20 protein-coding genes and 1 tRNA gene are annotated in these 22857 nt (G+C 66.4%); 11 read left to right on the forward strand and 10 right to left on the reverse strand.

Going from position 1 to position 22857, the window contains the following annotated elements; translation table 11 throughout:
- The 8 genes from JSV65_13470 to JSV65_13505 form a co-directional block, all read right to left on the reverse strand.
- Nucleotides 1–1940: insulinase family protein (locus JSV65_13470; GenBank protein UCH33565.1), on the reverse strand; the 1940-nt coding region annotated here is incomplete at its 3' end.
- A 21-nt stretch (nt 1941–1961) separates the two neighbouring features.
- Entirely contained in the window at nt 1962–2732 is a 771-nt protein-coding gene (locus tag JSV65_13475; GenBank protein ID UCH33566.1) for a tetratricopeptide repeat protein, read from the reverse strand.
- A gap of 18 nt (nt 2733–2750) precedes the next feature.
- Nucleotides 2751–3605 carry a hypothetical protein gene (locus tag JSV65_13480; GenBank protein ID UCH33567.1) on the reverse strand — a complete coding sequence of 285 codons (855 nt, stop codon included), beginning with the start codon at nt 3603–3605 and terminating at the stop codon, nt 2751–2753.
- A gap of 112 nt (nt 3606–3717) precedes the next feature.
- Complete coding sequence (gene mrdA / locus JSV65_13485) at nt 3718–5460, reverse strand: penicillin-binding protein 2 (protein UCH33568.1); 1743 nt, start codon at nt 5458–5460, stop codon at nt 3718–3720.
- A complete protein-coding gene (gene mreD, locus JSV65_13490; GenBank protein ID UCH33569.1) occupies nt 5457–5954 on the reverse strand; it encodes a rod shape-determining protein MreD in 498 nt (165 codons plus the stop codon). Before mreD ends, mrdA begins: the two co-directional genes overlap by 4 nt.
- Before the next feature lie 33 nt (nt 5955–5987).
- Nucleotides 5988–6746, reverse strand: coding sequence for a hypothetical protein (locus JSV65_13495; protein UCH33570.1), 759 nt, complete (start codon nt 6744–6746; stop codon nt 5988–5990).
- Between the two features lie 152 nt (nt 6747–6898).
- Nucleotides 6899–6973, reverse strand: a tRNA-Val gene (locus JSV65_13500).
- A gap of 138 nt (nt 6974–7111) precedes the next feature.
- On the reverse strand, nt 7112–9205 hold the full coding sequence (locus JSV65_13505; protein UCH33571.1) for a CehA/McbA family metallohydrolase: 2094 nt from the start codon (nt 9203–9205) through the stop codon (nt 7112–7114).
- 275 nt (nt 9206–9480) lie between these two features.
- Between JSV65_13505 and JSV65_13510 the strand changes: the two genes are divergently transcribed.
- The 10 genes from JSV65_13510 to JSV65_13555 all read left to right on the forward strand — a co-directional run bounded on the left by JSV65_13510 (nt 9481) and on the right by JSV65_13555 (nt 20406).
- Complete coding sequence (locus tag JSV65_13510; protein UCH33572.1) at nt 9481–9786, forward strand: hypothetical protein; 306 nt, start codon at nt 9481–9483, stop codon at nt 9784–9786.
- A 69-nt stretch (nt 9787–9855) separates the two neighbouring features.
- The gene (locus JSV65_13515) at nt 9856–10485 is read left to right on the forward strand and encodes a hypothetical protein (protein UCH33573.1); all 630 of its coding nucleotides are present in this window, start codon (nt 9856–9858) and stop codon (nt 10483–10485) included.
- A gap of 131 nt (nt 10486–10616) precedes the next feature.
- The gene (locus tag JSV65_13520) at nt 10617–12074 is read left to right on the forward strand and encodes a hypothetical protein (GenBank protein UCH33574.1); all 1458 of its coding nucleotides are present in this window, start codon (nt 10617–10619) and stop codon (nt 12072–12074) included.
- Entirely contained in the window at nt 12067–12774 is a 708-nt protein-coding gene (locus tag JSV65_13525; protein ID UCH33575.1) for a cupin domain-containing protein, read from the forward strand. The genes JSV65_13520 and JSV65_13525 overlap by 8 nt, the downstream gene beginning before the upstream one ends.
- A gap of 9 nt (nt 12775–12783) precedes the next feature.
- On the forward strand, nt 12784–13455 hold the full coding sequence (locus tag JSV65_13530; GenBank protein ID UCH33576.1) for a tetratricopeptide repeat protein: 672 nt from the start codon (nt 12784–12786) through the stop codon (nt 13453–13455).
- Between the two features lie 281 nt (nt 13456–13736).
- Complete coding sequence (locus tag JSV65_13535; GenBank protein UCH33577.1) at nt 13737–15404, forward strand: hypothetical protein; 1668 nt, start codon at nt 13737–13739, stop codon at nt 15402–15404.
- Nucleotides 15401–16558 (forward strand): AmmeMemoRadiSam system radical SAM enzyme, encoded by a 1158-nt coding sequence (amrS, locus tag JSV65_13540; protein ID UCH33578.1) that lies wholly within the window; start codon nt 15401–15403, stop codon nt 16556–16558. Before JSV65_13535 ends, amrS begins: the two co-directional genes overlap by 4 nt.
- Nucleotides 16559–16562: 4 nt before the next feature.
- Nucleotides 16563–18851, forward strand: coding sequence for a hypothetical protein (locus JSV65_13545; protein UCH33579.1), 2289 nt, complete (start codon nt 16563–16565; stop codon nt 18849–18851).
- Nucleotides 18852–18987: 136 nt separating this feature from the next.
- Nucleotides 18988–20115, forward strand: coding sequence for a hypothetical protein (locus JSV65_13550; protein UCH33580.1), 1128 nt, complete (start codon nt 18988–18990; stop codon nt 20113–20115).
- A gap of 21 nt (nt 20116–20136) precedes the next feature.
- Nucleotides 20137–20406: a hypothetical protein gene (locus tag JSV65_13555; GenBank protein UCH33581.1), complete on the forward strand. Its 270-nt coding sequence runs from the start codon at nt 20137–20139 to the stop codon at nt 20404–20406.
- Between the two features lie 98 nt (nt 20407–20504).
- Here JSV65_13555 and JSV65_13560 read toward each other — a convergent pair whose 3' ends face one another.
- The gene (locus JSV65_13560) at nt 20505–20771 is read right to left on the reverse strand and encodes a hypothetical protein (GenBank protein ID UCH33582.1); all 267 of its coding nucleotides are present in this window, start codon (nt 20769–20771) and stop codon (nt 20505–20507) included.
- A 246-nt stretch (nt 20772–21017) separates the two neighbouring features.
- On the opposite strand from JSV65_13560, the gene JSV65_13565 reads away from it, so the two are divergent.
- Complete coding sequence (locus tag JSV65_13565; GenBank protein UCH33583.1) at nt 21018–22295, forward strand: hypothetical protein; 1278 nt, start codon at nt 21018–21020, stop codon at nt 22293–22295.
- A gap of 75 nt (nt 22296–22370) precedes the next feature.
- Here the strand turns inward: JSV65_13565 and JSV65_13570 are convergent.
- The coding region (locus tag JSV65_13570; GenBank protein ID UCH33584.1) for a hypothetical protein at nt 22371–22857 on the reverse strand (487 nt) is incomplete at its 5' end.

The following is a 22857-nucleotide window of genomic DNA, read 5'->3' on the forward strand; positions in this document are numbered from 1 at the left end:
AGGGCGACCTCCAACTGCGACCGCACGAGGGCGATCTGGTCCTCCGGGAAATCCGGGCGCCGCACCTGATCCGCAAGCGTCCGCATGACGAGCGGCAGGTCGTCCTTCAAGCAGCGTCCGGAGATGTTGCCCACCTGGATGCCGCCGCCGACACCAATAGTGGCCGCCGCAAACTCCAGGTCATCCGCGATCTCCTGATACGACCGTCCCGCCGCACCGCGCGAGAGCATTTGCGCAGTGAAAGTGGACAGTCCCGGCTTGTCCGCGGGATCGAAGATCATGCCGCCGCCGACCATGCCCTCGATGGAGATCGCCGGCACGACCGGGTTCTCATACACGATGAACGTCGCGCCGTTGTCGAGGTCGATGCGGGTCGGTTCGCGCCTCCCGACATTGGCCGGTCGCTCAGCCGTCGCCGTTGCCGCGCCGCTGCTCGGCTCGCCCTCACGTCTGTTCCCGCCAGCGGCAGCAACTGATGCGCGCGGTATGCCGCCTGACCGCATCAGCGGCCCGGGCCCGGACGGCCGGCCCGCCGGCCCCTCGTCAGTCGGAACGAACCACCCGACAGTCCGGTTGTCGGCGTCGAGATAGCGTCTCGCGGCCTCCTGCACCTGCTCGCGCGTGACGCCCTCGATGCGATCGACGTAGTCATAGAGGAGCCGGTAATTGCCGATGACGTCGAAGAAGCCGAGCATGTTCGCGAGCTTGCTCACGGAGTCGGTGCCGTACACAAACGCCGCCTTCGCTTGGTTCTTCGCGCGCTGCAATTCGCGCTCGGAGATCAGCTCGGATGACAGCCGGTCGATCTCGGCGAGGACCGCTTGCTCGGCATCGACGTGATCCGCGCCTGGCGCGAGGGTCACGTACACCGCGAAGAGCGTGGGGTCACGGTTGGTGAAGTTGTAGGCATCGGCGTTGACCGCCAACTGCTTGGCGACCAGCGCCTGGTAAAGCCTGCTCGTGCGCCCGGTGCCGAGGACCGTCTCGGCGATGTCCAGGGCGTAATGATCGGGGTGATTCGCCGCGGGCACGTGGAATGCCATCTGGATCATGCCGGCTCCGCCGGGACGGCGCACCACCACTCGGCGCTCGCCTCGCTGCGGCGGCTCCTCGGTCACCCCGTCCCGCACCGCGCTGCCGCGCGGGATGCGCCCGAACAGACTGCGCACGCGCCTCAGCACATCATCCCTGTTGAAGTCGCCCACGACAACTAGCGTCGCATTGTTCGGCGCGTAGTGCGCGCGGTAGTATGCCGCGGCCTTGTCGCGATCATATGCGGCGACGTCCGACTTCCACCCGATAATCGGCCACTGGTACGGGTGGGCCGTGAATGCCGCCGCGCGCACCTCGTTGGAGAGATGAAATCCAGGATCGTTCTCGTGCCCCTCCAATTCCGAGAGGACGACGGTGCGCTCGCTGTCCACGTCCTTCGCGGCGAACGCCGCGTTGGCCATGCGGTCGGCCTCGATGCGCAGCGCGAGGTCGAGATGCTTGGCCGGCAGGGTCTCGACATAGGCGGTGTAATCCAGCCACGTGTAGCCGTTGTCCCAGCCGCCGGTGCGGGTCACCAGGCGGCTTATCTCGCCGGGGCCGAAGCGGGCCGTGCCCTTGAACATCATGTGCTCGACGAAGTGGGAAATGCCGGTGATACCGGTGTGCTCGTCACGCGAGCCGGCGCGATACCACATGTAGACACTGACCACCGGAGCTGAATGCACCTCCTGCGTCAGCACGCGCAGGCCGTTGGTCAGCACGGTGAGTTGCGCTTCATCGGCGCCACAGGCGCATGGCCCGAGAAGCGCCAGCAGGAGGACGGCGACGCCGACACGTCGTGCCCGCGTTAGCCCGCACCACATCCGGATACGGCGGCCGGCATACCATGACGTCTCTGGGCGCGCATCATGCTGCGATATGCGTGCCTGGGGGATGCGAGGGGTCATTGCGGGTCCTTTCCGATTCCGTCACAGGTCCTGGCGGAAAATCCACCTGAAGAAGAGCACGAGCACCGCCAGCCACCCAATGAACAGGACGAGGAAGGTAAACGGCATAGACACGCCGAGGATCGCGGACAGCACGCCGATGGCGGTGCTTACGATGACTCCGTAGATCAAGCCCTGTTTCACCGCGCCGCTGGCGTACACATCGCGCAGGCCTTTGAGCGTCGAACGCGACCACCCGCATTCGGGGCAGGTGGCGCCGGACGCGTCCAGCGGTGACTCGCACTGGGGGCAGACGGGCAGCTCCTGGCGTTCTCCGATCTCCGCGATCAGGCGCGTCAGCCGGCTCTCTGTTTCGATGTCATGCGGGTCGAGTTCGACCGCTCTCTCGTACTCGCTCACGGCCTCCGCAAATCGGCCTTGCTTGCAGTACACAGCCGCGAGGAACGCGTGGGCCGCAGCGTTCTTATCGTCGAATTCGATGGCCTCGTGGCAGCGCGCCTCATCCTCCTCGAGCATGCGCCGCGCCCGGATGCGATTGTCAATCACGGTCAGCATATGGGCCACCACGCCGACCATCACGATCAGCAGCAATACGGGATAGTACCACGGGCTTGCCGCAAGGGAGATCGCGACTGCGGCGAGCGCGAAGCCGGTCGAGATGCCGAGAATGCCTTGCCACGTCTCGACCTCGCGCTCGAGTATGGCGTAGATGCTGCGGAGAATCAGCCCCCCGCCGATGAACGAGGCGATGATCCACTTCCCCAGGAGGACGGCCTCTTCAAATTGGACCACCGTGAGCCTCCGTGGAACTCACCGCTGCAACTCGAGAGCGACAACGACGCGCAGCGAGATCGCTCCCGGCAGCGTTCGTTCGGGGGCGCTCGCGTCGAGCAGCGTTGCCGTCCTCACGTCCAGGTTGATTACCGTTTGCTGCCGCATCAGCTTGCCTTCCTGGTATGCGAGGAAGCTCGTGTTCTCGATCCGCTGCGATCCTTCCAGGCGCACCTGCATTCCCAAGGCATTCGGCGGCAACGTGCGATGCACGGGAATGGTCGCGGTCATGCGCACCTTGGCGCAAGACTTCCGCGCCACGTCCTCCCAGCCGACCAGCTCGAACTGCTGCTTTACACGGACGTCAGGCTCGCCCGCCGTCTTGAGCGTGGCAGTCGCCGTCCACGTATCCCCGACCTTGAGCGGCCCCTCAGGCAACCCCTCGTCCTGGATCAGGCCGAACAGCGGCCGAGCGACGTCACTCATCCCCGGCGCGCCGGGATTCGCCACCGCAGCATCCCAGCCGCGTACTTCCAGCACCCGTCCCCGGTCCGTCACGACCTCGGTGAGAGCGGGCACCGGCATCGTCATGGTCTGCTCTTTCCCGCCCGCGCGAAAGGTCAGCGACGGTTGCTCGATGGTGGTTTCGACCTCCCACACACCGGGTTCCACCTGCGATACGGTGCGCTCGACACGCGTAAACCGCCCGCGAATGTCTACCGCCCGCTCCTCGCCGAGCATGGTGATCGTGCCCGAGCCCGATACGCTCGCGCCGTACCTGAGCGCCTCGCCCGGCTCCCGCTGAATCCTCAGAGTGACCTCAGCGGGTTGTGCCAGAACGGCGACGGAGAAGATGGTCGCCCACGCTGTCGCCGCAATCGCGGCCAGTTTCACACGTACACCTCCATATGTCTCCAATCCGCGGCGATTGTATCACGAAGCACATGGCGGAGCAACGGACAACGTGGGCACCCCGTCTCTTCCCGGGCGCTGCCCAGGTTCATTGTCACGGCAGGCGAGCGACCGACGCTCGCTCGCTCTCATCCCCCTTCAGGGCGGCGCGCAGCATGGCCGCGCCGATGGGCGCCATTGCCGTGCCGCTGCCGCCTTGCTCGACGAGAACCGCCACCACTACCTGCGGCTCCTCAACCGGCGCGAATCCGACGAACCAGGCGTGCGGCTGACCGTGTGGATTCTCCGCCGTGCCGGTCTTGCCCGCGATGGGGAATGAACGATCCCGTATTCGTCGCGCGGTACCGCGCCCCACGACCGCAGCCATGCCGCGACGGAGCACTGCCGCCGTCGCGGGATCAATGCCGACGGGACGAGGCCTATTTGTCCCGACGGGAACGTCCCCGACGGCCCGCACCACATGCGGCGTCACGAGGTAGCCGCCGTTGGCGATAGCCGCGGTCACCACGGCGGCCTGGAGCGGTGTGATGAGCAGCCCGCCCTGACCGACGGCCATCTGGCACGTGTCCCCGGGATACCAGGCTTCATCGAACCGCTCGTGCTTCCACTGTGGGTTCGGCACCAGTCCGGAGTTCTCGCCGGGCAGGTCTATGCCCGTCTCGGCCCCGAGCCCGAACGCCTTGGCCCACCGTTCCAGCCCCGGCCTGCCGACGCTGCGGCCGAGTTTGATGAAGGTGACGTTGCAGGACTGCGCGATGCCTGACACGAGGTCGAGCGATCCATGGCCGCCGCGCTGCCAGCAGTGGAATCGCCACTTGCCCAGCTGCCAGTACCCTGGGCAGAAGAAGAGACTACTCGACGCTGCGTGGCCACTCTCGATCCCTGCCGCAGCGGTGACGAGCTTGAAGATAGACCCCGGCTCATAGAGCGCCGCCAGCGCGCGGTTCTGCTGCGGCCAGGATGGGCCACTCAAGTGGCGCCATTGAGCCCTCGACACCTTGCCACTGAGCGTGTTGGGGTCGAACGTCGGCGAGCTGGCCAGCGCGAGGATCTCCCCGCTGCGCGCGTCCATCGCGACCGCCGCGCCGCGTTTGCCCGCGAGACCTCCTTCCGCGACCCGCTGAACATCCACGTCGAGGCTGAGCGTCACCGCGTCGCCAGCGACAGCCGCGACCTCGCCCAGCACTTGCACGAGTTTCCCCGCCGCGTCCACCTCAATCTGCTCGCCGCCGTCGGCGCCGCGCAGGGATGCCTCACACACGCGCTCGACGCCATCCTTGCCGATCCTGTCGCGCGCCGTGTAGCCGCTGTCGCTGTCGCGCGCTTGTTGCAGCTCGCGGGCGCTGATCTCGCGCACATAGCCGAGGACGTGCGCGGCAAACGGCCCGCGCGGGTAATAGCGCACGGGTCTGCACTCCAAACGCATCCCCTTGACGTGAATCCCTTCCTCTGCGGCTCGAGTGGCGATGGAGAAGGGCACGTCGCCGGCGACGGTGACGGCTTCGAAAGGTCCATCCCGATCTGTCAGCTTCGCGGCGATCTCGGCGGGACCGGCGTGCAGGATGCGTGCAAGCTGCGCCACCGCCTCCGGATCGTCGCCGAATTCCTCGGGAGTCACCACAACGTCCAGACACGGCCGGCTGGTAGCGAGGATGCGGCCGCGGCGGTCGTAGATGGTGCCCCGGGCCGCTTCGCGCCGGATCAGGCGAATGCGGTTCTGCTCCGACGCGCGCCGGTACTCTCGTCCGTGTACGACCTGGATCTGCCACAGGCGCGCGACCAGCAGCGCGAAGATGGCGAGGATCGCCGCGCGTACGATGAGCCGTCGCGTCCTCACCCGCGCACCTCCTGCTGTGGCAGCAGTGGGCGCACGCGGCGCAGCGCGGCGCCGACGATCAGCGCCGCCCCGCCGTTGTAGCAGGCTTGAAGCATGATGCTCACAACTGCATTCCCCAGGCTGACGCCCTGGCTGCGGGTGAGCACGAGGGCGATGACCTCGTGTGCGACGGTCATCGCCGCGGCCGCGCCCATCATCACGAACAGATTCTCGACGTACAGTCGGGCGCCGGCGACCCCGACGAGGTATCCGACTATGGTCTTCGCGGCCGCGAAGACGCCGATCCCACGGCCGAGCACCGCGCCCTGGACGACGCCCGCGCTGAACCCCACGGCCATACCCGCGCGCGGCCCGCTGAGCAGGCCGATCACCACCGTCACGATGAGAAGCAAGTCCGGCTCAACGCCCGCGATGCGTGCCCAATGGAGCACGCTGAATTGAAGGGCGCCGCACAGCGCAATGACGGCGGCGGTGAAGATCGCCCTCCGCGCCAACGAGGGACCTCCTCAAGTGGGAATGGGCGGCGCTCACCACTCCCCGGCGGGGATGATCTGGACGGGCCACACGACTCCGTCGCGCCCGCCGATCACCGGGATGCGCAGCTCCAGGCGCAGCGCCGGATCGAGGTACACGCGTGTTCCCGAGAACTCGGGCAAGGACGCAGGGCGCTCCGCGGGGCCCTCGATGACGTCGCCGAATACATCGTACAGCGGCAAGTAATACTCGGGGAAGAGCTGAGCCACCGTGAGATGCCCCTGTGCGTTCAGCGCGCCAAGCTGGAAGTCGTCGAGTTCGCTGAGGGCCTGTTCCGGCGTGCCCAGGCCGAGCCGCTCCACGGCTTGGCGAGCCGCCGCCGCGCGCTGAGTCGCGAGCCGTTGTTGCTCGTCTGCCAGGCCAGGCGCATAGGTGGCGCGCATCTCCCGCCCAACTACCGCGATGCCTCGCGCCGACGGGCTGAGCACGATCCAGCGATCGAGCCGGCGCGCCTCCATATCCGTCGCGGCGCAGAGCGCCGACACGACCTCGGCGAGCGTTCCTTCCACGCCCGTCAGGGAAACGCGCAGGTCGTGGTAGCGTGGGTCAACGACGACGGTGTGGGCTGTCTGATCCGACAGAAACGCGGTCGCCTGGCCGAGCGTGATGTCGAGCGCAGTCAGCGCGACGCGGTCAGTCAGGCCGTGCAGCGCAGCGTCAATCGGCGCTTCGTTCTGCGCCCGCGCGCCACGTGGCAGCAGCGTCAGGCATGTCGCTGCGAGGAATAACAGGAGCCGGCGTGTCCATGTCATGGCTGAACCCGAGTCTGTAGATCGTCAGCGCATAACTTCCGCGAGCAGCCAGGGGCGTCCTGCCTGATTCCCGCACGTAGTGGGGAAATGAGCGCGCCAGCGGCCGGGAGATGGTGGGGCTATGCAGGGCTACCGCGGACTCGAGGCCGGAATGGTGGGCGAGGCGGGTTTCGAACCTGCGACCTCATGCGTGTGAAGCATGCGCTCTCCCACTGAGCTACTCGCCCACCGGACTGGCCGCACCGAAGACAAGGCTATTCTACAGGCGAACGGCGCGCACGTCAACTTGCCCGCGGCGGTGGTGTAACCTCGAAAACTCGGGGTGCTGAGAACCGGCGCAAGCTGCTCCCGGTAGCGCAAACGTATCAGAACGCCCCGGAGAGCATCTCGCTCCCGATGCGCTTCGCCTCGGCGATGCGGGACATGGCGCGACCGAAAGCATCCCTCCCGCTTACGTTGTACGGCTTGAGATCGGCGCTCAGATACTTGCCTTCAACGGCCGCGACCGCCCGCGCCATCGCCTCAACCCATTCCAGGCAGAACTCGATTGCGGCCTTTCGCGGTCGGAAGGGCGCGTCGCCGACCCGGACATATACCGGACTTGTATGCGCGAACTGGCCGTGGAACTGGCCCGGCTCATCCGCAATCGGCGAGCTGTCCACATGCGCCGACTTCGGCCCAAAGATACGTGCGGCCATCCACGACGTTTCGTCAATCCGAACCTCGTCGGTGACTTCGATGCGCCCCCCCGACGCATCCCAACGCCGCCGGACTTCGCCGTTGATCACGAGTTCGGCGGCCTCAAGCCCCCACTGCGACGTCGCGCGGAGTTCCACCGCCACTTCGCCCGGCTCGCTGAAACGGACCTCGTCGCCAGGCCCCGCCCCGTCGGCATCCATGGCAACGAGCGGAGCGTTCGTGGCGAACGTCCGGCCTTCGCGGTAGGCTTCCGCGATGCTCGCGAAGTCGAGCCCGGCGCTGCGCGCGTAGGTTCGCCACGCCCCGCACGCCGCCCGTCCCTGATCCACGTAATGATCCGTCGAGGCGGTGACGCCGACCCTCCGGCCGAGATTGAGTAAGTGGTAGTAAGCCGTCAGCATATCGCCCAAGCGCTGGGGTGGGCTGCTCTCGGAGAAGACGTCATAGCTGACGCGCCGCCCAAGCAAGACGTCGGCCGCCAACTCGCGCGCCAGGCAGCCGTGCTCGGGATCCGCCACGGCGTCGAAGAACTTCGCCAGGGCAACGCCGCTGAGCGGGTGGGCGGCGATGATCGCACCGCCTTGTGCCGCGACGTAGTCCTGCACCATCTCGTTCGTCGGCCAGAAGACCATGCGCATGGGGAAGCCGCCGGGCATGTCTTCGCGCACATTGATCAGGCAGATGTGCCCGTAGAAATCCGTGACCGCCTCGAGGCCCATCTCGCCGACGAAGCCCTCGTCCCGCGCCTTGTCCTTGTCGTCGAGGTTCGCGCGGAACTCGATCATCTCACCGTCCATCGAGAGGTAGTTCAACCCCTCGGCCTTGGCGATCTCGAAGCTGTCCTGCGGACGCATCTGCGGGTGCTGTGTGTGCTTGTGGAAGAACAGGTGCGAGTGATGGTCGCCGGCGATCCAGCCCTCACGGGACATGTCAATCGTGCGGCGCAGGACGAGAGTGACCTCGCGCGTCTCGCCCTCCCGAAGGATGGCGGTCTCCTCCGCGGGGGCGTACTCGAAGCCGCGCCGAGCGCCGACAGTGATCTTTCCGGCCGGCACGTCGAGCCAGCAGTCCTCAGGCGCGGCATGGAAGCCGACATCCGGGACGCTGAAGCGATGTGAGTACGTTGGGAAGAGGTGGTCGCCACGCTCTGTCGTGGCCCATATCCGGGCCGTCAGCGGCTTGCCGACCTCGTCTTCGATGCGCAACACAACGCGCGCGTGCCCGTCAGGTATCGGCGGTAGGGGATCGAGCGCCTCCAATTCCACGTCGTCCACCCACACGTGACCGTCAGTCTCGAGGCCCGTGCGATAGACGAACGCCACGGTGGCCCGAGCTGTACCTCCGGGCGGCGTCAGCCTGATCCACGCCTGCTGCCAGCCGTTGGTCTGGAGGCAATGGAACTTGCGCTCGACACGGCCGATTTCATTCCCCTGCCCGTCGAGCCAGCGCACGATGACGCCGACAAACTCGCTGTGATACGACCAATGCCAGGGCTCGCCACCCTGAAAGCGCGTCCACCACACCAGTCCGTACGCACGCCCGGCGGCGACCGGCACCGGTTCGCACTCCCAGGCGGCATCCTGCATCGGCGGGAAGAAAGCGAGGCAGCGACCTCCGGTGCGCGCCCCGTCGGGCGTCCAGGAAGCCTGCGCGTGGTGCGCATCGCCGTAGAACCGCCACCCGGTGGGTATGTCGTTGCCTTCCTCTAACGACGCATTGGGCAGCGGGTTGCCGTGCGGCAGTGACTGGTGATCGGCCATCTCTTTCCCTCATCATTGATGGTCATCTATCGAGGTTCGTGCATTGCGCCACAACACCAGGAGCGGTGGCACCCCTCCCAGACGAACCTCGTCCGGAGGAGTGTGCGGGCATTACCGGTGCTCCGGTAATGCCCGACACTTTATGCTTCGACGCCGACGGGGATTCGCCCTCGCAGATGTCCGTCGCGGCCCAGCGGTACCATGACCGGAAGGTAGCGCCCGGCCTGCGCGGAATACCTCCACCGCGGAATCGCGCCGTCAGTGGGGGGGCGATTATGCCGGTTGACAAAGTGATATCATTGGTGATTGCCGCCGGATATCTGACTGCCGCCGCTGTGAGCGGGGGCGGCGCGGAGGTATTACGCACGGCGCTTTGGGTCGGACTGGCCCTCGCATTGATCTGGTTCGGCGATGAGCTGGGGGAGTACACCGGCCTGATGCGCGGCCATGCTGTCACTAGCACTTCCCCTGGTGCTCTCGTCCGATTCTTCGGGTGGGTGTTTCTCCTCGCGCCGCTCGCATTCATCCTGTATATGCTGCTCTCGGGAGCGTCCTTGGAGGGCGCTCGATCGTTCGACTGAGAGGGGACAGGCCAGCCTCGCCGAACCAGCGAAGGTCGAACGTACCGCGGATGAACGAGGAACACGTCCATGCATCCCGAGGCGGAACGGCTTTTCGCATTGGACGAAGCACTGCGTGCGGAAGCCGACCGAATGCTCGCCGACTCCGGCATTGGCGCGATCCTGGCTGAGTACGGCTACCAGCCCGTGGGCTCTTACGTGATGCGCACCATGACGTGGCATGACCTGGACTTTCATCTGGCGGAAGATCCTCCATCGCCCGGCATCAAATGGGATTTCGGAACCCGCCTCGCCCAAACCGGCTGGTGCGTGCGCCTGCAATTCGAGGATTTCCGCCCGCAGCAAGCGCCCGATCTTCCCAGAGGTGTCTACTGGGGCGCGCGCCTGGTTGATCCCGCGCAGCGTGATCAAGTGGCCTACGACAGTTTTGCTGATATCTGGAAACTCGACATGTGGAGTGCTCCGCCGATCGCGTTCGCGGACAGCGACCGGCGCCGCGACGAATGGATGCGCAAGCTGACGCAGCAGACGCGATCGTACGTCCTGGCTATCAAGGAAGCCGTGTGGCACGAACCGGAGTATCGCAAGACGATGTTGTCAGTGCACATCTACGACGCGGTGCTGGAGCACGGGATCCGGGACGCGGCTGAGTTCCGCCGGTGGTGGGAAGCGGCTCGCGCGCGGCAGGACGCCGGCTAGCGGCAAGCGAAACGTTGCCACCGCCCCGTGCGCACACGGCGGGTTGGGGGGACCAGCGGTAGAGACTCTCGCCGATCGCGGCCGGTGCGACTACCGCCCTCGCCAACTTGACGTGTTCTGGAGGCTGAGCAATGACGGCAGCGATTCGCGTCAAACCCGACGATCTGATCGGCGACGTTAGCCGACACATCTACGGCCATTTCGCCGAACACCTCGGCGGGTGCGTGTACGGAGGTATCTGGCCGCAGCCCGGTTTGGCAGTTCCGCAGATCCGCGGGATGCGTGCGGACGTGCTCGACCTCATCAAAGCCCTCAGGCCGCCGAACGTGCGCTGGCCCGGCGGGTGCTTCAGCGAGTACTACCACTGGGAGGACGGCATCGGACCGGTGAAGGATCGGCCGTGGCGTTTCGATTGGGTGTGGAAGAAGCCCGAGTCAAACGTCGTCGGCACGCACGAGTTCATGGATTTCTGCCGCGAGGTCGGGGCGGAGTCGGTAGTGGCGGTCAACGCGCGCACGGGAAGCCCGGAAGAGGCGGCGGCGTGGGTGCGGTACTGCAACGCGCCGACGCAGGATGACGCAGGGCAGCGGCGTGCTCGGAACGGGCATCCCCAGCCGTTTGGCGTGAAGCTGTGGGACATCGGCAACGAAGCCTGGGACCTCGGCGTCGAGTTATCGGCGCAGCGGTTCATCGCGTTCAATGACGCCATGAAAGCGGCCGACCCGACGATTAGGACGGTCGCCGTGGGTTCTCATGGGTTCGACGAGAAGTGGGATCGAAAGATGCTGGAGATCGCGGGCGACAAGCTCGACCTCATCGCGCCGCATCATTACGACGGGTGGCGGGAGCGCGATCCCGCGGCCGGACCCGAGCACTACTACGCCAACATCGCGAGCGCGTGGCGCATCGGCGAGACCGCGCGGAAGATGTCTGCGCTCCTCGACGAGGTCATGCCCCATCGTCCCGAAGTCGGCGTCTCGATGGACGAGTGGGGCATCTGGATTCACCACCACCAGGGCTTCCAGCACGACTACGACCTCAGCGACGGCCTGGTGGCCGCGAGCGTGCTCAACTCGTTCCAGCGCCTGTGCCGGCGGATGAAGATGGCGAACTGGGCACAGCTCGTCAACTGCTTGGGCATGCTCAACACTGATGAAACGCGCGCGTGGGAAACGCCCGTCGCCACGGTCTTCCGCCTCTACTCGAACCTGTGCCGCGAAGTCGCGGTTCAATGCGAGGTCGAGTGTGACGCCTTCCCGGCCGCCCCGGCGCTGCGCCCAGGGATCCCGGACCTGCCCTATCTCGACTGCTCTGCCACGAAATCGGCGGACGGCGAGGAGGTGGCCGTGTGCGTTGTCAACCGCCATCGCGATGAGGCCATCCAATGCGACCTGTCGCTCGCACCCGCGCCAACAGGAAGATGCGTCGTTCGCGAGATGAACGCCGATCACTGGTTCGCGAAGAACGGGCCGGACGAAACAAGGGTTCCCGTCACCGAGAAGACGCTTGCTGAATGGCCGGCGACATACGTGTTCCCCGCCCATTCCTTGACGGTCATGACTTCCTCACCTGGAGGTTCCGATGCTTAGGGCGACGTTCGACAAGCAAAAGGCGGAGCTGCACGCCGAGGGAGCCGCATACCTGCATCCCATTTTCGCACCCGAAGATGTCGGGGCCAGACTGCACCACGCCTGGATCTACCTGAAACCGGGCGACACCATGGCGATGCACCTCCACGACGAGGCCGAGCTATGCGTGGTGCGCGAAGGGCAGGGCGAAATACGGGTCGAGAACGCCGCGGCCGCGATCCGAGAACTGGACGCGATACTGATTCCGCCCGGCGCGGAACATTCGATCGCCAACACCGGCGAGGGCGATCTCACCATCTTCTGGGCGTCGTGGAAGCCGGTGGGGCCGGTGCTCGTGGAAACGGGCCGTGTCGCTATCGAGTCGTTCGACCGGGCGAGGCTCAAGCCCGCGCACATGGACACGTTCTACCACTTCGAGCCGTTCAGCACCGAAACGATGGGCGCGCCTGCGCGGTTCACAACCGGCTGGGGCCTCGTCGGCGGGGGTGTCGCGTCGGAGCTGCACAAGCATCCGACGGCCGAGCTATACGTCTTCTTTCGCGGTGCGACGGTACAGCAAGTTGGTCTGGAATGCGCGGCGGTGAAGGCCAGCGACGCGGTGATGGTGCCCGCCGACACCATGCACAACCTGCTGAACTACACCGACGATGAGGTGCTGCTGTATTGGATCGAAGTGATCCCGGGGTCGCTGCCGGAGTAGATCGCGACCATGCGTGTGGAGACGAACGTGCCATCTGGCGCGCGGGGACTCAGGGCTGCCGCGTTTAGAGCTCTCGCAGGGGGACACCTGACGGAGGCCGTCCGGGCTTTCGAGGGGTATCTCCGCCTCAATCCCAGTGATGCGTACGTGATGTTCAGATTGGCGGACTGCGAGAACGACCAAGGGAACCTTGCTGCAGCCGAGCATTGGTATGACAAGTTCCTTGAGCTTGAGCCAGAGAGCATCGAGGCGAAAGAGAACCTTGCCCTGATATGGGCTGAGCGACGCGGCGACCATGACCGTGCTATACGAGCCTTGGAGGAGCTGCAGCCGGAGTTGCAGGACGCGGGGATGGACGACTTTCTTCACCTCGACCTGGCATGGGTGCATCATCTCGCCGGACGCCGCGATAAGGCGCTGGGGCATCTCCACGAGGCCGTTGGCCTCGGCATCCTGAAAAGCCTGCAGGAGATCGAAGATATGCGCGGGGACACGGGATTCGCCGACGTGTACTACATCGCCGAAGCGCACTATCGGTTCGCCGCAGTCTCCCTGGACGCCGGCGAAGACCGCGACAGAACCTTGTTCCATCTCCGCCAGGCGATCCGGCTAAGCCCGGAGAGCGTATACGCCCGCGACGCGCAGACACTCCTCGCTCAGCTTGATCAGGAGACGGGATGACGCAGCGCCGTTTCAACTCGACGCCCATCGCTGGGATCAGATCACGCGACCTGCGAACTCCTGGCCACAGCGAACGCAGTGCGCGAAGAATCCCCGGCGAATCGGCAGACTCCGCCGCCGTCGGGGTGCGCCGCGAAGGAGATCCCTCGCTCCGCTCGGGATGACAGCAGCCCGCCCTGCGGACGTCATTCAGATCGGCATCCCGCTATGCGGCCATGATTGTGAAACTTCCTCAGCCTCGCAGTCGTCTTCTTCGTTAGAAACCCTGCAAGCGAGGTGTGATGATGAAACTGCATGGAATGCTGTGGCTCTTCGTCATCGGTGTCGTCGCAGTCCTCGTTATCCCCGCCCATGCGGCGGCGCCGGACGCCCAAATGCTGACGCTGCACAGCCTCCTCACTGAGATCAACACGTGGGAACTGGTGGATGGGTTGAATCTCTCGCAGGCGCAGATGCAAGCGCTGCTGCCTGTGGCTCGCCAGGTGCGCTCGGAGTACGAGGCGGTCGAGGCCGAGCGCACGCGCTCCACGGCTGAATTCGAGCGCGGCGTGCGGACGCTACGCGAGGAACTGCTGGCCAACAACGGAGTCTCCGACGAAGCGAAGGCGGCTGTCGCGCGAGCGGAGGCCGGCTGGCGGGAGATCGAGCACCAGGCCGACGAGCGCGCGCCGGAGCGCCTCGGCGTCGTTCGCCAAACACTGACTCCGGAACAGATGCGGTTCGTCGCGAACTACCAGCCCGGCGCGCTGCTCAAAGGAGCGGTAGCACAGGGGGCGGTCGCCAAGGCCGAGCAACTCTTGACGCGAGCACGCCAGCTCTCACCGCAACAGCTTCAGCGCGCCCCGCAGGCGCTGCGCCGAATGCTCCCGCCCGGGATTCCGCCAGCGCGGCTGCGCGCGGTTGCCGGCGACGTGCGTGACATCGTCATGGCCGCACGGGCGATGAATGACGCGGAATTCGAGGTGCAGAAAGGCAACCTCGCAGGGCGGCTGGTGGCGTTGTTCCCCCAGCGACCCGTGCCGTCCCGAGGCGGCACCAGCGCGGCTGTTGGCTTCGACAGTATCGAGGGCAAGGTGGGCCGTATGCTGCTTACGCCCGCCCTGGCGACCGTTCTGCAGGCGAGACTCGGCCTGGCGCAGCCCGGCCCCGTGAAGCCTCCGGTCGTTTATCCCGAGCAGCTCGCGAGCCTGGTGACCGATGTTCGCGTACTCAACCTGGTTAACAGCCTTTACCTCTCCGACGAGCAGATGAAAACGCTCAGCGGCATCATCGCGCGCGCCGACGCCGAGCGCGAAGCCGGGAAGCCGCAGACCGATGCGCTGCTTCAAGGTCTGATCGCCCTTGCCACGGACGTGCGCGCTGAGCTGGCAGCCGGAGAGCTGAGCCCCGGGACGTTGGAGCGCGTTCGCACTGCGACGGCACAAGCCACGCAGGAACAGCGCACCAGGGACGCGCGGGCCGCGCAATACGTCGGGCAGGTCAAGCAAGTCCTCAATGAGAACCAGATCACCCTGGTCAGCGAGTTCATCCCGTGCCTCATTCCGGTGCGCAACCTGACCAACCCCGAGCGCATCGGGCAGGCGCAGAATACTGAAGGGGCCGAGCGCATGCTCTCGGCCGCCCGCACCTTGCCTGAGCAACGCGTTGAGGCGATGCTGCCCAACGCGGAGGAACGCCTCAGGGCGCTGCTGCTTCGCAAGCATCTGCCGACCGCTGAGGTCGAGGCGAAGCTCGCTGAGCTGCCCCATGTCATCGCAGAGGCGCGAGCGATGAGCGATACCGAATTCGAGCTCAAGAAATCCGAACTCATCGCGCGTGTCGCCCCGCCCGAACCTGCGGCCGTCGCCGGCGTCGCCCTCGACCGTCGCATCGCACAGTACTTGCTCTGCCCCAATCTCCTGCCGATACTCGAACAGCGCGGCGCTGCGCAGGAGGTGGCATCCCGGTGACACGCGGCGAGATGAGCCGCAGAGACTTCCTCAAGCTGACCGGCACGACGACGCTGGCGTGCGCGTGTGGTGCGTGGCTCGGCGCGACCGCCGAAGACGCGCAAGCAGCGCCGCGCCCGCGTCCGGGATGGCGTGAGGCCGAGTACTACCGGACTCTCGGCAATGGTAGGGTTCAGTGCACGCTGTGCCCGTGCGCGCCGGATCCGCCGAAGCGCGGCGTGCTCGTGGATCGTGAGACGTGCGTCTGCCGCGTGCGCACGAACGTGGGCGGCAAGCTATACGTCACGAACTACGGCCGCGCGGCATCGCTCCACCTCGACCCGATCGAGAAGAACCCGAGCTACCATTTCCTGCCCGGCGCGCAGGCGCTCGCGCTCTCGGCGCCCGGGTGCACGCTCGCCTGCAAGTGCTGCCAGAACTGGCAGATGTCCCAGGTCGGCACGCACGAGATCCGCACCATTGACGCGCCGCCGGAGGAGATCATCCGCCGCGCCGCCGCCGAGAGCTGCAGAGCTATCACCTACACGTACACCGACGCCGCCGCGTTCTTCGAGTATGCCCGCGACACCGCCAAGCTCGCCCAGAGTCGTGGTCTCGCGAATACCATGGTCACCGGCGGCTACATCAACCCCGACCCCTTGAAGCAACTGTGCCGCTATGTGGATGCGTTCAGCATCAGCGTCAAGGGCTTCACCGAAGACTACTACCGCGACAACTGCCGCGGCCAGTTGAGCACCGTGCTCGACGCGATGAAGACGGTCAAGTCGCAGGGGCGGTGGCTCGAGGTGGTCGTCCTCGTGATTCCCACGATGAGCGATGACATCAGCAAGATCAAGTGGCTCAGCGGGTGGATCAGCGACACGCTCGGCGCCGACACGCCTGTGCACTTCAGCCGCTTCTGGCCGGCGTACCGCTTCAAGAACCTCCCGCAGACGCCGGTGAGCACTTTGGAGCGCGCCCGGCAGGTGGCCCGCGGAGAAGGCCTGAGGTATGTGTACATCGGCAACCTGCCGGGCCACGCGGCATCGAACACGTACTGCCCGCGGTGCGGCAAAGTGCTCCTGCGCCGGGTAGGGTTTCGCATCACCGAGGACAATATGAAAGGAGGTAGGTGCAAGTTCTGCGGCGCCGGCATCCCCGGGCGCTGGGCGTGATGTGATGACGGACCAACCACGCGCGCGATGGGCTGAATGGCGATGGCTCGCGGCAGGCGGCGGTCTCGGCTTCACCGCGGCCCTCGCCCAAGTGCTCCTGCTGCGCGAGCTGCTCGTCGGGTTCCGTGGAAACGAGCTGTCGCTCGGCATTAGCCTCTCCGCGTGGCTGCTGTGGGTGGCGCTCGGGAGTGCGGTCGGGGGGAGACTATCGCGCGAACGGCGCGACTCAGCCGCACCCGAGACTGGCGTGTGCGGCGTAGCCGCCGCTGTGAGCCTGGTCCTCCTGGGGTTGCTTTCCGTCGCCGGCATCTGGTTTGCGCGCGACCTGCGCGCGATCTTCGGCGTCGGCTGGGCGGAGTTCATACCGATCTCGCGCCTGGTCTCTGCGACAGTCATCCTCGTTGCGCCGGTCGGCTTGGCGGCCGGCGTCGCCTTCCCCCTGCTCTGCCGCGCGGCGCAGATGCACGCCCGCGTCGCTCCCCGCCGGGTATATCTTGCCGAAAGCGTGGGCTTTCTCCTCGGCGGCGCGGCGAGCTTCGCGTCGGCGGATCACGTGCCGCCTTTCACTGCGGCGCTTGCGGTGGGATTCGCGGCGGCCGTCGCGGCCGTCCTCGCGGCGTGGGACAGCCGAGCCTGGCGGGTGCTCCCCCTGACCTGGGCTGTGGCGCTTTCGGCGGCCGCTGTTGCGCGCGTTCCTGCGGGTCTCGAAGCGGCGTCTTTGCGCAACCTCTACCCCGAGCAGCGAATCATCGCGCACGAGTACTCCCGTTACGGAAGCTGGGCTGCCCTCGCGCACGCCGAGCAAGTCGCCTTCTACCACAACGGCGCACTCGCGTTCTCAGCTCCCCAGCCGATCGTCGCGGAGACCCTCGCCCACCTGGCCCTGCTGCAGCATCCCGACCCGCGCCGCGTCCTGCTCATTGGCGACGGGGTCGACGGCACTGCCGCCGAGATACTCAAACACCCGCAGGCGCGCCTTGATTACGTCGAGCTGGACCCCGCGGTGATAACCGTCGCAGGCGACTGCCCGCAGCTCGACACGGCCGATTTGTTGGCCCACCCGCGGCTCCGCTTCTTCCGCCGCGACGGCAGGCTCTTCGTCAAGCGCTCGCGCAATCGGTATGATGTGATTATCGTTAACCTGCCGGAACCCGCGACGGCGCTGCTCAACCGCTTTTACACCGTGGAGTTCTTCACCGAAGCCCGGCGCGCGATGACCGCCGGAGGGGTGCTCTGCCTCGGTCTGCCCAGCGGCGAGAACTACATCGGCCCGGAGATGCAGGCGCTGCACGGCAGCGTGTATCATCCCCTGCGCCTCGTCTTCCCGGATGTCGTGGTGACCCCGGGGGATCACTCCTACTTCTTCGCCTCGCTGCGGCGCGGTGTCGTGACCGCCGATGCGGAGGCCCTCGCCGCGCGATGGGAGGAACGCGCGGTGCCTGCCCGCTACTTCGACCGCTACTACATCGAAGCGCTGCTCCTTCCGGAGCGGGTGGACTTTGTGACGCAGAGCTGTCGGTCCGCTCCGCGCGCCATCAACCGCGATTTCCGGCCGGTCGGCTATTTCCACGATGTGGCGGTGTCCGGCCTGACCGAGGGTCTGCTGCCGCCCGGGGCAGCGGCGCGGATACGCGCGCTGCCACTCCCGCTGCTGGTCGCGGTCGGGCTCGCGCTCTTCGGCGTCCCGTTTGCATTCGCGCGTCGCGGGCAGCGATTGCGCCGCGCGGCAATCGTCGGGGGCATCGCCGCAGTTGGTCTGGCCGGGATGACGTTGGAGGTTTGCCTGCTGTTCGCCTTCCAGATTATGAACGGCCACGTGTACGCGCAGGTCGGCGCGCTGGTCGCCGTGTTCATGGGCGGGCTTGCGTTGGGAACGTGGACCGAAAGCCGGGCGCTTGCGCGTGGCGCGCGAGCCGAGCCGCGGTGGCTGGCGTGGCTCATCGCGGGCGCCGTCGTGACCGCGGCGACGCCGCCGGCCCTTGCCGCGCTCGAAGCGAGTCCCGCGGCGGGCGCCGTGCTGTCCGCCACCGCGATCGCGGCGCTCATGGCCGCCGGCGGAGCGGTGGTGGGCGCGTTGTTTCCGCTCGCCGTCCACTTGCTGGGTGGCTCCGCCGGCGCGGCAGGCACCGTGTATGCCGGCGACTTATGCGGCGCCGCCCTGGGGGCTTTCATCACCGCCGTCGTGGCGCTGCCGCTGCTCGGTCTTCCGGGGACCTGTTACGCCGCCGCAGTGATGGTAGGAGCGATCGCCGCAGTCGGCATGGCCGCTCTGCCGCTGCGCCACGCCTCGTAGCCGGCTCATTGCATGCGACGTCACCGCCGTTCATCGGCTGTCGGACGTCGACCGCCAGGAATGACGCCGCAGTCGCAGAATAGCACGACATCAACGGTCATTCAGGCCGCGACGGCGGATAGCCAGGAGCAGCCACATGCCTCTTCACTACCGCCCCGCCGACGGGTTTGTCGGCGACGTCATACCTTTCTTCTGGCGGGGCGCGTATCACTTGTTCTATCTGAAGCGGTTGCCCGGGCCCGGTCCGGGAGGCGCGGAGGCGACCCCATGGGCGCACATCGTGTCGCGTAACCTGACGGACTGGGAGGAACTGCCCACGGCGATCTCGCCGGGCGGCGAGGGCGAGCCGGACTGCGGCGGATGTTGGACCGGATCCGTCGTGCGCCGGAAGGACATGTTTCACATGTTCTACACCGGTCATGCCCCAGGGCATCCGGAGAGACCGCAGACCGTCTGCCACGCCGTCAGCGTTGACCTCGTGGGCTGGAGCAAGGATCAGCGCAACCCTGTGCTGCTGCCCGACCCCAGGTGGTACGAGCGCACTGACTGGCGCGATCCCTTCGTCTTCTGGAACGACGAGGAGCGCTGCTACTGGATGGTCGTCACCGCCCGCGTCAGGGATGTGCCGACGTCGCGCGCCGGGTGCCTCGCGCTCGCGAAGTCCGATGACCTCGACAACTGGGAAGTGCAGCCACCCCTGTGGACGCCGTACGTCGTGCACGCGCCGGAATGCCCCGATTTGTTCCAGTTGCGCGAGCGGTGGTACATGTTGTTCTCGACGCGGGAGACGCGCTATCGCGTGGGCCGTTCGCCGGCGGGGCCGTGGGCCGCGCCGGCGATAGAGTCGTTGGATGGCACGCGGTTCTACGCCGCGAAGACGTTGAGCGATGACAAGCGCCGCCTGTTGTTCGGCTGGGTGCCCACGCGCGAGGGCGAGAAGGACAGCGGCGCGTGGGAATGGGGCGGCGACCTCGGCCTGCCGCGGCAGCTGGAAGTGGCGGAGGACGGGGGCCTCGTCATCCGCTGCCCCGCCGAGGTCAGTGATAGGTTCGGGGCGCCCCTGCTGCGTGCGGACGAGATCGGCGCATGCGAGTCGAAGCTCGGCAAATGGATCGCGGCTGAGGAGGTGCTGACCGGTGAGTCGCGCGACGGGTTTGCCTACACTCTGTGCCCGGGGGTCCGTGGCGATTTTGCCGCCCGACTGCTCGTGTCCGTGGATGGACAGGCAACCATGGCGGGGCTGCTGCTGAGCGCGGTTGTGTAACTGGAGCGGGGTTACGTCCTCATGCTCGAGCCGTTGACCCAGCGCATGACATTGCGGCCCTGGCAATCATGGGGCGATGCGGACCCCTTTGTCGAGCGCCCGTTGGATATCGTTCGCGGTGAGCCGATGCTCCTGGAAGTGGTACTTGACGGCACGATCCTCGAGGTGTCCACCGACCGCCACTGCTGCCTCACGTGCCGCCTGTACGACCACCGGCAGGGACACCTGGGCCTGTTCGTGGAGAACGGGCTGGCGGAGTTCTCCGAGTTGACGGTGTGGTCGCTGGGATAGCGGGTAAGTAACGCGGCATGGCCGGGGCAAGGCGCGCCCGTTCCCGCGCGGAGTGTCACGCGCCCGCCTGCCGACGCTCCCGCCGAGACGAACCGGCCCTATCCGCCCACCAGGGAGACTGTGTCATGCTCGTGGACGCGGTCGTCCACCTTGATGCCGACGACTTGCCCCGCCGTCGCCTCTTGCACCTCCTCGTGCTCGATCTGCATCGAGCCGACGGCCTGGGTGAAGTCCGCAGTCGCCCCTTTGATGTGAATCGTGTCGCCGACCTTGAGCGTGTCGGTCAGTTCGATGATCCCCACGCTGATCTTGCCGAAGTAGTGGGTGATCTTCCCGATCTGGCGCTCCTCAGGCTGCTCGGTCATGGTGGCACCTCCTCGCCTTGGTGACGCGCTTCGTTGCCAGCATAGCGATTGTCCCAACCTTCGGCGTCAGCCGGCAGACTCCTCCAATCCAAACGAAGGATTCCCGACCGCGCGGCGTTCGCCGCCGGGCATGTATTCCCCGCCGCAAACGCCTCGCGCGGCCGCTGGCCTGCCCTGACGGGCGCGCAGGGGAGTCTGCCGACACAGCGAAGTAAAGGCGAACCATGGTTGCGGTGGAGGGAAGTGATGGCGATGAGCTTCACGCGGGTGCTGTTGGTGGCGGTGATAGCGGCCACAACGACATTGTGCGCATTCGCGCAGGAGGTGAATCCGGGCATGGCCTCAATCAACGTGCGGGACTTCGGCGCCAAAGGGGACGGCGAGACCGATGACACCGAAGCGTTCCAGCGGGCGCTGGATGCCGCCGCGGCGGCGGGCGGGGGCATCGTTCAAGCGGGGGTCGGCAACTACCTCATCAAGACCCATCTCACGATCCCCGATCATGTGACGCTCAACGGCGTGTGGACGACACCGACCGCGTGGTCGCAGCACAAGGGAACCACGTTGCTCGCCGTCGAGGGCGAGGGGTCCGAGGACGGCCCTCCTTTCATCTCCCTGGGCACGAATTCAGTGCTCAAGGGCGTGACCGTCTTCTACCCCAACCAGAAGGCCGATGCAATCAAGCCCTACCCCTGGTGCGTCGCGTGTCGCGGCGGTGACAACGCATCCATCGTGGACTGTCTCCTCGTCAACCCCTACCTGGGAGTTGACTTCGGCACACGGCCCGCGGGGCGTCATTACATCCGCAATCTGTACGGGCAGCCGCTGCGCAAAGGGATATTCGTTGACCAGTGCTACGACGTCGGCAGGATCGAGAACGTCCACCTCTGGCCGTTCTGGAACGGCGACGACAAGGTGGGTGCGGTCAAGTTCAACCGCGAGCACGGCGAGGCGTTCATCTTCGGGCGCACCGACTGGGAGTACGTGACCAACACCTTCAACTGGGGCTATAAGACGGGTTACCGCTTCATCCAGACCGAAGCGGGTGCGACCAACGGGAACTTTCTCGGCATTGGTTCCGACGCCAACGAGACATGCGTGCTCGTCGAGGCAAGCCAGCCCTACGGCCTCCTCATCACCAACGGCGAGTTTGTCGCGTTTCTCGGAGACGAGCCGGTCGAAGTGAGCGTGCTGCCCACCAACGCGGGCTCGGTGCAGTTTCAGAACTGCGCGTTCTGGGGGCCCGCGCATCACATCGCCTCAATCGCCGGGAGGGGCGTGGTGACCTTCAACAACTGCCACTTCCAGGAATGGGCCGACGGCGTCCCGGCGATCCAGGCGAGCGAAGGGTCGCTGTCGGTCATCGGGTGCACGTTCAGCCGCGAGAGCCCTCAGGTCGAGCTGCGCGAAGCGGTGCGGTCGGCGGTGATCATGGGCAATCAGGTCAAGGGCAAGCTCGATGTTCGCAATGACAGCGCAGGCGCGGTGGAGATCGGGCTTAACGCGGCGTTCTCCGGCGAGTAGCCCAGAGCTAGGGGACGGGGCGCACCGCCACGCGGGTGCAAAATGCCGCGCCCCGGACGGGCAGGAGCCCGCGCGTCATCTCGGCGAGTACAGCATCGCGCCGCGCCACAACCCGCCGAGGGTGCGCTCCGCGTATGCGCGCACGGCGATCGTGTTCTCCTCGCCGAAGCGGACGAACGGCGTGATGTCGCATTCAAACGGCTGGCGCCAAGCGTCGTACGTATCCTCCGTGCGGCGGAATGCGAGTCTGCCGTTGACGTAGATTGAGCCCCGCTCATCGAGCGCGCCGACATAAAGGACGACGCGGCGGCCCCGGTAACGCTCGGGCACGAACACGCGGGTACGCACCCACCCGTATCCGGTCACCGGACGACCCAACTGAAGATACCATTGCTCGTTGACGTTGATCTTCCGCCAGTCCCAATCCACGAACCAGCGGCCGGCCCACCCGCGCTTCACCCCCTCGTTGGTCGGGTCCAGATGGAACCGCCAGCGCGCGGGGAGGCCTGCGACGATCTCGTTGGCCCGGTGGAAAGCCTTCGAGCGCAGGAAGTAGCGCGCC

The organism is Armatimonadota bacterium, from assembly GCA_020354555.1.
Taxonomy (GTDB): domain Bacteria; phylum Armatimonadota; class Hebobacteria.